Annotated in this window: 13 protein-coding genes and 1 pseudogene; 3 read left to right on the top strand and 11 right to left on the bottom strand. The window is 40.1% G+C overall.

All coding sequences use genetic code 11. From position 1 onward, the window contains the following. Positions 1–5 precede the first annotated feature (5 nt). Entirely contained in the window at positions 6–860 is an 855-nt protein-coding gene (gene ubiA, locus ACRWQL_RS08035; protein ID WP_434953013.1) for a 4-hydroxybenzoate octaprenyltransferase, read from the top strand. A 175-nt stretch (positions 861–1,035) separates the two neighbouring features. Then, positions 1,036–2,055, top strand: coding sequence for a hypothetical protein (locus ACRWQL_RS08030; protein WP_434953012.1), 1,020 nt, complete (start codon positions 1,036–1,038; stop codon positions 2,053–2,055). A gap of 2,155 nt (positions 2,056–4,210) precedes the next feature. On the opposite strand, the gene ACRWQL_RS08025 is transcribed toward ACRWQL_RS08030, so the two are convergent. From ACRWQL_RS08025 to ubiD, 4 genes are all read right to left on the bottom strand, one after another. Next, positions 4,211–4,789: a nucleoside triphosphate pyrophosphohydrolase family protein gene (locus ACRWQL_RS08025; protein WP_434930582.1), complete on the bottom strand. Its 579-nt coding sequence runs from the start codon at positions 4,787–4,789 to the stop codon at positions 4,211–4,213. 73 nt (positions 4,790–4,862) lie between these two features. Continuing rightward, positions 4,863–6,401, bottom strand: a complete 1,539-nt coding sequence (locus ACRWQL_RS08020) for a methyl-accepting chemotaxis protein (protein ID WP_434953011.1) — start codon at positions 6,399–6,401, stop codon at positions 4,863–4,865. A 184-nt stretch (positions 6,402–6,585) separates the two neighbouring features. After that, a complete protein-coding gene (gene fre / locus ACRWQL_RS08015) occupies positions 6,586–7,284 on the bottom strand; it encodes an NAD(P)H-flavin reductase (protein WP_226411438.1) in 699 nt (232 codons plus the stop codon). Positions 7,285–7,420: 136 nt separating this feature from the next. Next, the gene (ubiD, locus tag ACRWQL_RS08010; RefSeq protein WP_226411436.1) at positions 7,421–8,902 is read right to left on the bottom strand and encodes a 4-hydroxy-3-polyprenylbenzoate decarboxylase; all 1,482 of its coding nucleotides are present in this window, start codon (positions 8,900–8,902) and stop codon (positions 7,421–7,423) included. Between the two features lie 201 nt (positions 8,903–9,103). Between ubiD and ACRWQL_RS08005 the strand changes: the two genes are divergently transcribed. Then, positions 9,104–9,718 (top strand): hypothetical protein, encoded by a 615-nt coding sequence (locus ACRWQL_RS08005; RefSeq protein WP_434953010.1) that lies wholly within the window; start codon positions 9,104–9,106, stop codon positions 9,716–9,718. Between the two features lie 62 nt (positions 9,719–9,780). On the opposite strand, the gene ACRWQL_RS08000 is transcribed toward ACRWQL_RS08005, so the two are convergent. The 7 genes and pseudogenes from ACRWQL_RS08000 to ptsN form a co-directional block, all read right to left on the bottom strand. Continuing rightward, positions 9,781–11,085 (bottom strand): diguanylate cyclase domain-containing protein, encoded by a 1,305-nt coding sequence (locus ACRWQL_RS08000; protein WP_434953009.1) that lies wholly within the window; start codon positions 11,083–11,085, stop codon positions 9,781–9,783. Beyond that, the gene (locus tag ACRWQL_RS07995; protein WP_434953007.1) at positions 11,085–12,074 is read right to left on the bottom strand and encodes an ABC transporter substrate-binding protein; all 990 of its coding nucleotides are present in this window, start codon (positions 12,072–12,074) and stop codon (positions 11,085–11,087) included. Before ACRWQL_RS07995 ends, ACRWQL_RS08000 begins: the two co-directional genes overlap by 1 nt. Before the next feature lie 381 nt (positions 12,075–12,455). Beyond that, positions 12,456–12,704, bottom strand: coding sequence for a transposase (locus tag ACRWQL_RS07990; RefSeq protein ID WP_434953006.1), 249 nt, complete (start codon positions 12,702–12,704; stop codon positions 12,456–12,458). A gap of 31 nt (positions 12,705–12,735) precedes the next feature. Next, entirely contained in the window at positions 12,736–12,885 is a 150-nt protein-coding gene (locus ACRWQL_RS07985; protein ID WP_226411426.1) for a hypothetical protein, read from the bottom strand. Between the two features lie 349 nt (positions 12,886–13,234). After that, positions 13,235–13,511, bottom strand: a pseudogene (locus ACRWQL_RS07980) (HPr family phosphocarrier protein). 33 nt (positions 13,512–13,544) lie between these two features. After that, a complete protein-coding gene (rapZ, locus tag ACRWQL_RS07975; RefSeq protein ID WP_434928123.1) occupies positions 13,545–14,402 on the bottom strand; it encodes an RNase adapter RapZ in 858 nt (285 codons plus the stop codon). Next, positions 14,399–14,842 (bottom strand): PTS IIA-like nitrogen regulatory protein PtsN, encoded by a 444-nt coding sequence (gene ptsN, locus ACRWQL_RS07970; RefSeq protein ID WP_434953004.1) that lies wholly within the window; start codon positions 14,840–14,842, stop codon positions 14,399–14,401. The genes rapZ and ptsN overlap by 4 nt, the downstream gene beginning before the upstream one ends. Positions 14,843–14,844 lie beyond the last annotated feature (2 nt).

The raw sequence follows: 14,844 nt of genomic DNA, 5'->3' as shown, positions 1-14,844 counted from the left end.
GTTAAGTGAAACAAAAACTGCACGCCTATGCACGCCTAATGCGCATTGACAGACCCATAGGAACGTTACTGTTATTGTGGCCGTGTTTGATGGCGCTGTTACTGGCCGCAAAGGGAATGCCAGACATTAAGGTGTTGGTTATCTTTATTGTTGGGGTGGTTATAATGCGCGCTTGTGGCTGTATTATTAATGATTTTGCTGACCGAAAATTAGATGCCCACGTAGAACGAACCCAAAGTCGACCACTAGTTTCGGGTGAGATTAGTGTAAAAGAAGCCCTTACTTTGTTTGTGATACTTGGTCTTACCGCATTATCTTTAGTGTTACTTTTAAATACCTTAGTGGTGCAACTTTCTGTTGTCGGCATTGTTTTAACGGTGATGTATCCGTTTATGAAGCGGGTGACTAACATGCCACAAATGTTTTTAGGCATTGTGTGGAGCTGGTCTATTCCAATGGCCTATGCGGCTCAGTTAGGTACTGTGCCGGTTGAAGCCTGGTGGCTATTTATGGCCAATTGGTGCTGGACAGTGGCTTACGACACCATGTATGCCATGGTCGACAGGGATGATGATGTAAAAGTCGGTATTAAATCTACCGCTATTTTATTTGGCCGATATGACAGACAGTGGATTGGCTTGTTTCAGCTAGCCGCGCTTGGGTGTTTTATTATGGCGGGCTTATTAGCTGAACGTGGTCTCATATATGCGCTAGGGATTATCGCTTTTATTGGCTTTAGTTGTTATCAGCAATGGATGATTTATAGGCGTGAACGGGCTGCTTGTTTTAAAGCATTTTTAAATAATAACTGGGCTGGATTAGTATTGTTTTTAACCTTAAGTGCCGACTACTTTATTTAATCCCAGCTGTTTTTAAATGTTAACGAGCAAAAAACCGCTATTAAGCGGTTTTTTGCTATCTATGACTCAGTAAACACAATTATTAACAAATTTTGATTTGTTAATAATTTGTTAGCCTATATGCTGATTGTTATTGCCCTACTAACTAAGTACTTAAATCTACAAGGATTGTTAAATGCGTTCACAGGTGAAGTTTCGGTTACTGTTTTTGCTATTAGCATTAGTGTGTTTTGTGGTGGGGGTGAATTTTACACCCGAGTCCTTGAGTACCTACAATGAGAAATGGTTGCTTGGCACTATTTCGGGCGCCTATTTTATCCTTCTACCCATTGCGTATTGGTATTGCATCATCAAAGTCGGTCAGCAAAAGCTGTGGAAAATTATCATGGTATTGAGCTTAAGCAGCTTGGTAGCAAGATTGAGTTACCCTGCGGAGTTAAGCCATTATTTCGAGTTTGTGATGTGGGTGCGCTACCCTATCATTGCAGTGCTATTGGTTATTCAATTGTACTTGATGTTCAGTGTTATTCGGGGACTGTTTAAGGTTAGAAAACTGAAAGGTGACCCCCGAGTCGGCGCAGTTGAAACCTACCAAGAAGGTGATGATAAAAGCTTAACCCTTGCGCTTATTCTAGCTAGCGAAGCCACCAACTGGCTTTATGCTATTCCCTGGTTTTCACGCCATCAACAACCCGCAATAGCTCATATCAAGCTTATTAGCGCTTCTAGGTGGCATGTCGCATTTATGGTGCTGGCTTGTCTTGCTGCATTGAGTGCCAGCTATGTGTTATTGCAGTCGTGGAGCCAATTAGTGGCCATTATAGTATCGTCTTTCATTGGTTATACCTTGATGTCGATAGTGGCCAACCATAGAGTGTCGCGTTACTACTCGGTATATATTCTCCGTAATAAGCTTGTTATCAATAATTCCTTGTGGGGTTTTATGGTGATCGATATGGCTGATATTTCCTGCATGCTCAATCAAGAAGTGAAGTCTGAAACTAAAGATGATACTGAGGTTCTCTCAATTGGACGAGGGCAGACTAATTTAACCCTCAACTTATCTAAGCCAGTGATTTACCACGGAGGTATGGGGCAGTTGCCTGAGCCGATGAGGATGATTCATTTGAGTGTTGATAAGCCACAAGATGTGATTGCAGCGATTGAAGCTAGCAGAGCAGGAATGGCGGCTTAACCAAACGTCTCTGTTTTCGATACCCTCAGTCGTATCTATACTGGGTCATTCATCTCTTCAATTTTACTTCATTTCAGTATTTCCAAACTCCGTTTGGATTAACATCGCAGGATTCCATCCTGCACCGGCCAAAAGGGTATCAACAGCAATACCCTCTAGGATCACCCTGCCGCCCCAGACGAAAAATGCTGAAAAGCGCATGTTTTCGATGGGGATCGATCCAGCTTTAAACCTCATTTGTAATCGGCTTCGGCCATTGTCACCTAATATAAAAAATATCCTAACGCTTCCGATGGGCCATCCCTGGACCAACGAAAGCTAGCGTGGCATCCATGCCAAGCTCACGGGTTCTCGGGATAAAGAGTCTCGATGACCTCAATTCAAAACGGACATCCCAGCTTTTTTATGGAATTGTTACAAATGAAGTTAAATCGAAGATGTGAAAAATTCGGGTGCAGATGAGCCAGCGAGTATCCAAAACATGGATGTTTTGGTTAAGCTCACATGGAGGTGCTTGCGGCGTCTCGCTGGATCATCTGCACATAGGCCTGCGGCAGGCAATGGATTAGATTGATGTCACGGACTGACTTAACCTACCCAATATAACTTGTATTAAAACATTGAATTAAAGTTATAAAGTAGATTAAAGTATAAAAATTAAGGACGAAGTTGGGTAACCTTGAACACAATCATCGAGCGCGCTATTCAGGGAAGAGAAAGCCATTCAATAATAATGCCTATCAGCTTTCCTAAAATGTTTACCCTGACCCTAACCCTACTAATTTCTTGCGGATTATGTAGAACTGCTTTTTTAGTAGAATCCCACCCTAAAAATAGTCCTAAAAGGGCTAAGTTTTGCATAATTCACATTGTGAGAAATATTTCTTAAATAAGTCAATAACTTCCCATCCCCTGAAAGTTGAATGTCGATAATGACAGCTATCAAGCTGTTTTTCTAATAAAGCTATTGGCAGTTAATCGTGATCCCTATAACATTTACACATAGATTAATTACTAGGTAGGTAAATTTATTATTTAAAAAACATTAAGTTAATTCTTTTCTTTGGAAACTTTTTAATTGAAAATATTTTTACGTTTTACCCGTTTTCTATAAAAAATTATTTATAAGAAATTTCTATGGCTGGAGTTTCGAGGGGGAGTGAGGGCAATGTTCGAGATTGCCCTGCACTTAATAAATCAAAACATAGGCGTATTAATTTATTGGGTATATACATCAACAACGGATAGTCGTTATGTAAATAGTAAGACAATAATGGCTAACTAAGCAATAGTTCCAGTAAAAATTCGCCTCCTACGTTTATAAGGAGGGATACATGCAAATTAATTTTAACTTATATATTAGTGAAGAAGTTATACTAAAATGTTTAAGTTCATTGTTACTTTTAGCTACATACTTTAATTAAGGGACTTTTCCCTAAATGCAAAGCGCCTTTGTATGGGCGCTTTTTGCCCTGCAAACAGCGCAGCGCATAAATACATATCTTGATTAAAACCATATGTTTTAGGATATTAGCTCTAGCGTTTCTGTCCCAAAGTGAGCTAACTTTTGTTCTGATTTAGCTTTTTCCATATCCATCAATAAAGCTAAATCGAAGAGACAATAATTCAGGTGCAGATGAGCCAGCGAGTATCCAAAACAGGGCGAAGTTTCACTAAGTGAAACATTTTTGAGCGAGAGGCATGGATGCCGAACTGGCTGTTTAACATGGATGTTATTGGTTTGGTTAAGCCCACATGGACGTGCTTGCGGCGTCTCGCTGGATAATCTGTATATGGATTTACCTTTTACATCCTTGAAAATTTAACTTAGTTTAAATTTAGTCGGGTCAGGGTAAATTTTTATAAAAAGACACCTTCTAACTTTTACATCCATGTGATCACGACATTCCGTTCATCCTGAACATCCCTGCGGTAGGCAATAAGTACCCATGAAGTACTGGACTCGTTACACTAACCAGAGTGATTGCCGTTGAGACACTGAGTGAGGCAGGCATTTAGTATGCTCAGGATCAACGCGATTATCTTTGTAAATTAAACACAAAAAATGCGCTTACCGTTAATACGATAAGCGCATTTTATTTGGCTATTTTGCGATTTTCATGACGAGTGTTTTAGCAAAAAACCGCTTTCAGTCTTAACCCTTAACTAGCGACGTTAAATCTGCTGGGCGATAATAAACTGACTTTAATACCTTGCCTTGACGAACGGTTTTACCCGCCATTTCAACATCTTTAGCGCACTTAGCAATTAAAAACTCACCTTTTTGACTGCCAACAATTTCTACGCCTTGTTTGGCGTAATGAGCAATCGTTTCATCTAACTCTTGTTGATTGCGACACACTTTACTCATGTTACTTGAGTGCACTTCATCCCAGCATTTTATAAAATCTATTTCACGGTTTTTAGCCACATTTAACAATAGATCAATCAGATAACTAATTTCTAAACGATCACTTACCTGAGACGCACCTAAGTGGACTAAACGACCCATTAAGACATATACAGAGTCAACAATGGCATCAGCCTGTTCAACTTTACAATCTGCCTCAGCTAGCTCAGTTAACTCTTCAATAATAAGCGAGGTGTGAAGGGTATCTGCTTTACTGTCTAAACTTGATTCGTCAGCAACTGGAAGGTCAAATGTGCTGCGAAATTCAAAAATATCATGGTAAAGGTGATCAAAAATGGGCTGAGTTAACTGACTTAATTGCATGTGGAACCTTATAAATGGGTAATGAGTCGTTCATGTATTGGGTGATAAGGTAACTATGTTAGCTTTAATAACGTTACCCAAATGTATTACGTAAGCCTTTGGCCTTTTCAGCATGATGCTGAATGTTTATTGCCGCCGATCCTATCACATTTAAATTATCAACATTACTTTGGCTAAGCTGACTTATTTGATGAATATTATGGGTCATTTCAACGGTTACATTTTTTTGTTGCTCGGTTGCCACCGCACTTTGCTGGGTAAACTGATTTATTTCACTCATGCGTTGATACACTTGATCAAATTTTTCAGTCACTTGACCCATTTCATTTGCACAAACTTCGGCTTGTTGCTTACTGTTTTGCATTTGAACAGACCAGTCATGTAGCATGGTGTGCATTGACTGAATACTTTTAGAGATAGTATCGGTGGAGAGCTGCGTTCGGCTGGATAAGGCGCGAACCTCATCAGCAACGACGGCAAAACCTCGGCCTTGTTCACCAGCTCTGGCTGCTTCAATGGCGGCATTTAGCGCCAGTAAATTTGTTTGCTCAGCAATACCATTAATTTCAAGCATCGCATTAGACACATTTTCCGCTTCTTTGGTTAGTAAATGCGAATTTTCAGCCGCTGTGGTCACTGAATGACTTAGCAGTTCAATTTGTTTCTTATTGTTTTGCATGGTTTGACGATTTTCAACACAGACCAGTTGGGCTTCTTCTGCATGGTGTGATGTCGATAAGGCGTGTTGTGCCATATCTGACACCGTGTTGTTCATTGTTTCTATCGCGGTAGCGATATGATTAATCTGATTCTGTTGTTGCTCAATACTGCGATTAGCTTGCTTAGATGAGGCAACAAGTTCATTGGCTATTTGATCAAGGTTATTACCTTGGTCCTGCGCACGCCCAAGTACTCCCTGCATTTTTGCCTGATTAAGGATCAGCTGAAAATCTAATACAGTGCTGTTGCCGTTACCACAAAATACCAAACGACTTACAGAGTCATATTTTTGCTGTAACTGCTGTATTTTAGCGGGAATAGTGAACAGCTCCTCCTTGAAAAGAACGGCCATTAAAATGGATAACGCAAGGGTGAAGAGTGCGGTGCCAATACTGAACATCACTGCCATTGCGATAACAGCTGTCATGATTATTATAGCAGCGACCGTTTTTTTATGGCTGAAACTCATGGGTGAAGAAAGCTTTTTACCCTGTTTGATTTTGGCGTATAAGCTAGTGGCCCTAGCAATATATTCAGGCTTTGCTTTTATCCGAACAGATTGATAACCGATTACTTTACCATTTTCAAATAGAGGGGATATAAAAGCATCAACCCAATAATAACTGCCATCCTTACAACGATTTTTAACGATACCACGCCAAGATTCACCCGCTTTTAATTTATCCCAAAGCTCTTTAAATGCCTCTGCTGGCATGTCGGGGTGACGTACTAGGTTATGGTTATGGCTAACAAGCTCCTGCTCACTGTAACCCGATATTCGAATGAAAATGGGGTTTGCATAGGTAATAATACCGCGAGTATCGGTTATTGACACCAACTCGTCGCCCGCTTTTAGTTCAACTTCCTTATTAATAATGGGCTTGTTTCGCATCAGATACTTCCATAATGTTTAACATACGCACAGCGTAGGCTTTAATTGTTTGTTATTACCAATATTAGATGATGAAGGGATAACTTTCACGTTAGATCTTACTAAAGAGGTATTGAGTTAGCATTATCAATAAAAAAACCGACTCAGAGAGTCGGTTTTAAAGAAGCTTTAAATATATCAATAACTACTTTATGAATGCAAAAGCATCACCATAAAGATGGGCTTCTTCGATACCTTGGGCTCTAAATACTTCACGCGCAGCGCCTACCATATCGAATCGTCCAGCAATATAGACGTCATATCCATTAAGGCTGATAAAATCTTGCTTAATTTGTTCCAGTAAATTGGCTTGTTTGCCTGTCCAATTTGCATCGGCCTGTTCAATAACAGGTATAAACTCTAGCCACTCATGGGCTTGGTGCCATTGACGTGCGATAGCTTGATAATACATAGCATCTTCGGTGCGACATCCCCAATAAAAATGAGTATGTACTTTTTCGCCGATAGCAATTTGGTGCTCAATGATACTTTTGATATATGAAAAACCTGTGCCGCCTGCAATCAAAATACGCGGACGGATACTGTCCTCGCGAAAATAGGCATCACCAGCGGGGGCTTCAATATCAATGTGAGTAGCGTTTTTTAAGCGCTCTACCACCTGCATTGGATAGCTTTCACTTACCGCAGCACCGATATGTAATTCAATTTCATCGGCATTGGGTGCTGATGCAATAGAAAAAGGACGTTTGTCTTTTTCACCCATAACAATACTTAGATACTGACCCGCTTTAAAATCAAAAGCAGTGTCAGGTTTAAGAACGACCTGGAATACAGCGTCATTAAACGGGGTGATTTTTTTAATCTGACAACGAATGGTTTTCATCTAACGTCCTTTAAGCCCTTTCTTTTGAAGGTGGTTTATCATTTGCTAAATTATAGCGTTTAGTTACTCTTAACTCACGTCTTACTGAGATGTTACTTTTTCATCATCAAAGTGTATTTCGACAGATTAACATACTCTATAGTGTAGCTTGACCATCAATACCCAGTTGTTCCCACATTTGATCAACTTTCTCTTTAACAGCCTTATCCATTACTATCGGCGTACCCCATTCGCGATTGGTTTCACCAGGCCATTTATTGGTAGCATCTAAGCCCATTTTTGAGCCTAAACCAGCGATTGGCGAGGCAAAGTCTAGGTAATCAATTGGGGTATTGTCTATCAGTACGGTATCACGTGTAGGGTCCATACGCGTTGTGATTGCCCAGATGACATCTTGCCAGTCGCGACAGTTTACATCGTCATCGACTACCACAATAAATTTGGTGTACATGAACTGACGTAGGAATGACCAAGCACCCATCATGACTCGCTTAGCGTGGCCAGGGTATTGCTTACGAATAGAGATAATCGCCATGCGATATGAGCAGCCTTCTGGCGGCAAATAGAAGTCGATAATTTCTGGATATTGTTTGCGTAATATGGGCACAAAGACTTCATTGAGTGCTACGCCTAACATGGCAGGCTCATCAGGTGGGCGGCCAGTATAGGTGCTGTGATAAATAGCATCTTTACGGTGAGTAATATGCGTTACCGTAAAGACTGGGAAGGCATCGGTTTCATTATAGTAACCGGTATGGTCGCCATAGGGGCCCTCTTCGGCAACTTCATCGGGGGCTATATAGCCTTCTAGGATGATTTCGCTGGTAGCGGGCACTTCTAAATCACAACTGATTGCTTTACATATTTCAGTACGTTCGCCACGTAAAAGCCCCGCAAAGGCATATTCGCTCATAGAATCTGGTACTGGTGTTACCGCACCTAAAATAGTGACTGGATCGCTACCCAGTGCAACGACCACTGGATAGTTTTCTCCCGGGTGTTTTTGTTTAAAATCTTTAAAATCTAATGCACCACCGCGATGATCTAGCCAGCGCATAATGAGTTTGTTTTTACCCAAAAGCTGCTGACGATAAATACCTAAGTTTTGGCGTTTTTGACGTGGACCTTTGGTAATAGTTAATCCCCAGGTAACCAGAGGTGCAACGTCTCCCGGCCAACAATGTTGAATGGGTAGAGAGGTTAAATCAACCTCGTCACCGGTTTTTATGACTTCTTGGCAAGGTGGATTACGCACTGTTTTAGGCGGCATGTTTAACGCTTGTTTAAACATTGGGATCTTTGAAATGGCGTCTTTAAAACCCGTTGGTGGTTCTGGCTCTTTTAAAAATGCCAATAGTTCACCAACTTCCCGCAGCGCTAGCGGATCTTCTTTACCTAGGGCCATAGCAACACGTTTAGGTGTGCCAAATAAATTGACTAAAACAGGCATAGAATTATTAACTGGGTTTTCAAACAACAAGGCTGGGCCACCGGAGCGTAATACTCTATCGGCTATTTCAGTCATTTCAAGGTGAGGGTCAACTGGATGACTAATGCGTTTGAGCTCACCATTGGCTTCAAGATGATTAATGAAGCTGCGTAAATCCTTGAAACTCATACCTACCGCCTATATATGCAATTCGATGTGGCGCGCACTATAGCATTTTTATAATTTGAGGTTAAGCCATTTGATCCCTATCGGCATGCTAGATAAGCGTTATTTATGTGTGATTAATATACTTAGGTGTAAACTGGTGTTAAGTGGTTTGACATTGGCAAAGCTATTTATATATGTAGTAGGATGTAAAGGTAAATAATCATGAAAATCAATATTGTAAAGACGCTGCTGTTTGCGATTTTTATTAGCAGTAGCCATTTCGTTCTAGCACAAGAGCCACTAAGGTTCGATCTGCTCAATCAAGGTACTGACTCATCTATTGCTCAGCAGCAAAGCATTAGCCAAGGTTATCAGCAGGGCCATCGACAGGAGTACCAATCAAACCATCGACACAACTATCGACAAAGTAATCAATATGGTTACCAAAACCCTTGGCGTTGGGGGGCTGGCTGGAATAATCACTGGGGGCCAAATATTGGCATTGGCTGGAGTTCTGGTTATCGATGGGGAAATGATTGGGGATGGCGTGACCCTTGGTATAATAACAGACGTGCAAACTATGGTTATAATCGAAATGATTATGATCGAAATGACTATAATCGATACAGCGAATATCCTAGACCTGAGGTCAGAGTCGAACCTGTTGTGGTTACTCCGCCAGAAAGAACAACCACATCTATCCAATATGACCGTGGCATAAAAACCTTACCTGAAAATGCTAGAGTGATTCAGGTCGAGGGTAAAACATTATACGAGTGGCAAGGGGTCAGGTATGTCTATGACTGGTCTACAGAAACTTATGTCAAAGTAGAGTAAAGGGATACAAATGATGAAAGGTACGGCCAAAATAGGTTGTTAATGTCATCTGACTAACGGGTTTAATTGATATTTTGAAATAAGCAGTAGTGGTTATGAGTATTTTGTTTTGCCAGATACATGGCTGTATCTGCGGCGGTAACAAGGCTACCACTACTATTACCATGTAATGGAAACTGACTTATACCAATGCTTGCCCCCACACTGAGTGTTTCACCATTGGCTATTATAGGCTGTTCTATCAGCATGATTATCTGATTAACTTTTGCAATAATATCATGCACATCATCAATATAATCTAACCATACAACAAATTCATCGCCACCCAACCTGCCCACAAAGTCGCTGCTACGAAGGTGAGACGTGAGTCGTTGAGCTATGGTTATTAATACTTCATCCCCCATTTGATGGCCTAAAGTATCATTAATAATTTTGAATCTATCGAGGTCAATAAACAATAATGCAGCCTTGTCATCTCTTCTTATGCCTCTAGCAATGGCGATATCGATTTGTTTTATGAAGGCCCTGCGGTTGTAAATCGAGGTAAGTTCATCGTGTTCAGCTAAATAAGTCAGTTTGGCTTGCTGTGCGGTTAGCTTTGCGGTTTGCCTGGCAACCTCTTGTGTGAGCTGATCTTTTTTGACTGTGATGTTCTGTAATGAGGACTTCATATGGTTGAAATTGTCGCTCATTTCGGAAAACTCATCTTTCATTGTGTAGGCAATACGGCTTTCTAAGTCACCGGCAGCTAATTTTCGCATGCCGTCATTAAGCGCTTTCATGCCGCGTTTAAATCTAATCAACGTGATAGATGACCAAAGGGTTGCTATGGCAGAGAGTAGTAATACGACCAAAGAAATAGATATGAGTAAAGATTGTTGGGTTTGTTTTGCCTGTGAAATAGTCAGTTGATGCAGACGATACATATCCTCTGTCATTCTTTCAATATTCATACTGTATTTTACTTTAAGTAACCGCACTGAGGTGGAGGTTCTTTTTGCAGGTGTCTCGCCATTTTTTGAGATTTGCTGAGTATTAAATAGCACTCTAACATTGGTGTTAAGGCGATTTAGGTTATCTAATACTTGCTGTTGCTTAGTATTCCACTGCATGTTTTGTGATAGCTCAAATGCTAAGCTAGCTTGTCTGGCATTAAGCTCTGTTAAACTGAGTTTGTCAGCGTATTCTTCATAAAGCCATAATTGGCTTCGAAGGCTGTCAATGCTGAGTTGAATTTGCATTGAATGGTTAAGTTGTTGATAGATTTTCTGCTGGTAGTTGTGTGCTCGAAATAAAGCCTCACCAACTGCAAGCGTTAACAATGCACACAAAATAGCGGTTAATTTTAGTCGTGTCGCAAGTGTCATTAATGCTCATCCTGATGCTGACTGATAGCGGATTCAAATAGCTGTTTATCAATAATCATCCTGACATCAATTCGATTATCTTTAAGGACTAATCTATTGTCAATTGCCCATTGGGCTTGTGACTGTATGTTTGAAACTAACGCATTACTTAATGATACTCGAAAAGAGTAATCCTTCCATAAATAACGCAGTTGTTGCAAATCCATGTCTAATGTTTGACTGACAATGAGTTGCGATTCAGTAGGGTTCTCGCTAATAAAGTCAATTGCATCACTGAGCGCTTTAAGTAAACTTTGACGATCTTTCAGACTAACTTGATTTTGCTTTAACCCGAGCAGGTTAAACGATAGGTTATACAGCCCTTTGGTACTCATAACCTGATTAGCGCTTTGACTCTTTTGTAATATTTGATAACCCAATGGCTCCCAGGCAGAAATAGCATCTACCTCACCGTTTTCTAGCGCAGCTAATAGCTCATTAGGTTTCAGGTAGACTCTTTCTAAAGGCAAGTCTTGCTGATGATGAAGTATCAGCAGGCTATCAAAAAAGAATTCACTGGCACTACCTTTGATGATACCTATTTTGGCATTTTTAATACTCGCTAGATTTTGATACTTTTTCGCGGATAAGCTGATTAATTTAATATCATTATCAGACTCTACAAAACTGGTTAAAATAGCAAAGTCGCTACGATAGAAGCTATTAAACATAGCTACAGTTTCTGAGGCGGTGGCAAAATCGACTTGTTCAGTGATAAGTGCTTCAAAACATTTTACCCCACCTTCGTGTCCTATTAATTCAACATTTAAGCCATGCTGCTTAAAAAAACCCTTTTTATGTGCAATAAATAAAGGCGCCGATAAGGGAGTATTAGACACTGCAATCTTGATAACATTAACCGTATTGTTTTGTGGGGTAACCGTTGGATCGGGCTGACATGCGAATAATAGTGCAACAAGCAACATAAATACTGGGAGTTGAAATTTCATACATAATTGATTTTAGTTAATAATGGTAAGTGTAGTGGCTAAAAGACATGTTCGCTAAATTGTTGAGTAAAAAACTGTTAATTATTATAGAAGTAAGTAAAAAGTCGTAGTTATAATCTGAATTTGACTAATCCTTATTATCTTAATGCTGGCGTTAACGGTAAAAATATTACTCACTATTAAGGGGCTAAATGAGGCTTAGCCTAATTATTGTCTTGTGGGTTCTCTTGTGGATTGTCGTGCGGATAAAGTGGCAAGGGCGTTAGTGCGTCACTATTAGGCTTCTAGCGCCATATTATTATGCGTGGTTGTTGTTTGTATTGATATATCCAATTACTGGGGAATAATTGAATATATCCAAACACCCTTGCCGAAACTGGTTTATGCAATCATTTGCAATTGTTTATTTAAGCTTTGGATTTGCCTTTGTAAAGAGGCTATTTGTTCTGTGATTAGATCTTTTTTAACCTCAACGGGTTCAGTCGTTGATTTTACCCATTGGTATACCACTCTAGATGAAACGCCATATTCCTTGGCTACTTCTGATAACAAGCGATTATGGTGAGTGACTTGATTAACCACTTGATTGATTAGTGTGTCTGGATAACGATTGCTTAGGTATTTTTTCATAATCAAAGTCCACTTTTTTGAATGCCGATATTTATCGTTTTTCAACTTCCCATTGACTAAAACCAACATTGGCAAAAAATGTGTAGTGTTGCTGAATTTTTGTAAAAATTGGGCTAGCCAATTTAAGAGTATGTCCAAAAACAGTATTAATCGTATTTAAGGTTAATTGTGTATTTCGCATAGTGCTCTCTCCAATAAGTCTTGCTAGCTTTAAATCTAGTACCACTTTGTAGGTACTAATTACTATATGAAAAGAGCGTGCCAACTATTTTTTTATTTATTTTTTATTTTTTTTCAATGTTTTATGATTTTATGGTTTCTGTGGTGGTCGTAGGGTATGCAATATAATGGTGCAATTGCACTAATTCGGAGGGAGATTTAAATTATCCTAACTGCATTAATTTAACCTCAACTTAACTCTGGTTAAGCGAGCAACTCAATAAGTTAAATTAAACACGGTTAGCTATTTTAAAGCAAAGGTGGGTTCATGATGAAAACGTAGATTCAATCGCTGGGGGAAGTGATTAGGATCAACAACCTTCTTCGAACTTGTCATTAATTAAATCGCATATAGCATCAAGCGCTGATTGTGCATCTGGCCCTTCAGCTATGATATCTATGGTTTTACCTAAGCCACTTTCAAGCATTAATAAGCCTAAAACACTGGCGGCGCTGGCCTTTTTTATCACCCTGGATCAGGGTAACATTGGCATTGAATGCATTAGCAAGAATAGCCAGTTTGGTCGCCGCTCGTGCGTGTAAACCAAGCTTGTTTGATATGATGACTTGGCGCTGTAAAAGACTCATTTAGTTAAGTTCCGACAAGTAACTTTATTGCGATTATTTGTGCTTATTTATAAGCTCTCGGTGCCTTGCTTGAACAACATGTTTTTTACCACTTGAAAAACGTTTAGCAAGCTGGTCGGCGATATAAACTGAACGATGCTGGCCACCGGTACAACCAATAGCTATGGTTAGGTAGCTGCGGTTATTGCGCTCTAAGTGGGGCATCCATGTTTCAAATAGGTTTTCTATTTGCCAAATGAATTTATTTACCAGCGGTTGCTGGCCAAGAAATTCCTGTACCGGTTCATCTAATCCAGTAAAGGGGCGTAATTCTATTTCCCAATGTGGGTTAGGTAAAAAGCGTACATCAAACATAAAATCGGCTTCGGCGGGCATGCCATATTTAAAACCAAATGACTCAAAATTGATCACTAACTCTTTATCAACACTGCCCATTAAAATTTCACGTACCTGATCACTAAGTTGATAAATATTTAGCTTAGATGTATCGATAAAATGGTCTACGTATTCAGAAATAGGCGCTAGTAGCTCACCTTCAAATTGAATCGCATCTTGTAGGGACATATTCTTTTTCGATAAAGGATGTAGTCGTCGGGTTTCACTGTAACGTTTTAGTAGTGCCTCATCACTTGCCTGTAAAAAAAAGCTTATGACTTCCGTATCCTCAGATAACCACGCTAGCTGCTGCTGTAATACTTTACCTTGCTCTTCTATATTTCGAACATCAACACTTATAGCCACCAGTTCATTGGTGTTTCTAAGCTGTTCTAATAGCCGTCCAATTAAGGGCAGTGGTAAGTTATCAACGCAATAGTAACCTAGGTCTTCTAGTACCCTAAGTGCGACAGATTTACCTGAGCCCGAACGACCGGATACAATGACTAATTTCATGCTGTGATAACCTGATAGAGTTCAGTTGAGTTACTTGCTTTTCGTAACTGCTTAAGAATATGTTTATCCGATAACTTTTCAGCCATTGAGGATAGGGTACTGAGATGTTGCTGACACTGGTCTGCTGGCACCAGTAATGCAAATAAGAGATCCACTGGTTGTTTGTCGATAGCATCAAATGAAATCGCTTCTTCGCACTTTATAAAAACCGCGATAGGGTGAACGATGGACGTTAAACGACCATGCGGGATTGCAATGCCAGAGCCTATTCCTGTGCTACCCATTTTTTCTCTAGCCACTAGGCTTTCAAAAATCTCTTGTGAAGAGAGGGATGGGTACTGGGCTGCAGCTAAATCGCTGATAAGCTCCAGTACCTTTTTCTTACTGCCCGGTGTGGCACAGGAGGTGCATTCCGGCTGCAGGATGGTACTAAGTTCCATCA

The organism is Shewanella sp. HL-SH4, from assembly GCF_051164845.1.
GTDB classification, from domain to species: Bacteria; Pseudomonadota; Gammaproteobacteria; order Enterobacterales; family Shewanellaceae; genus Shewanella; species Shewanella glacialimarina.
This window is presented reverse-complemented; position numbering and strand designations above follow the sequence as displayed.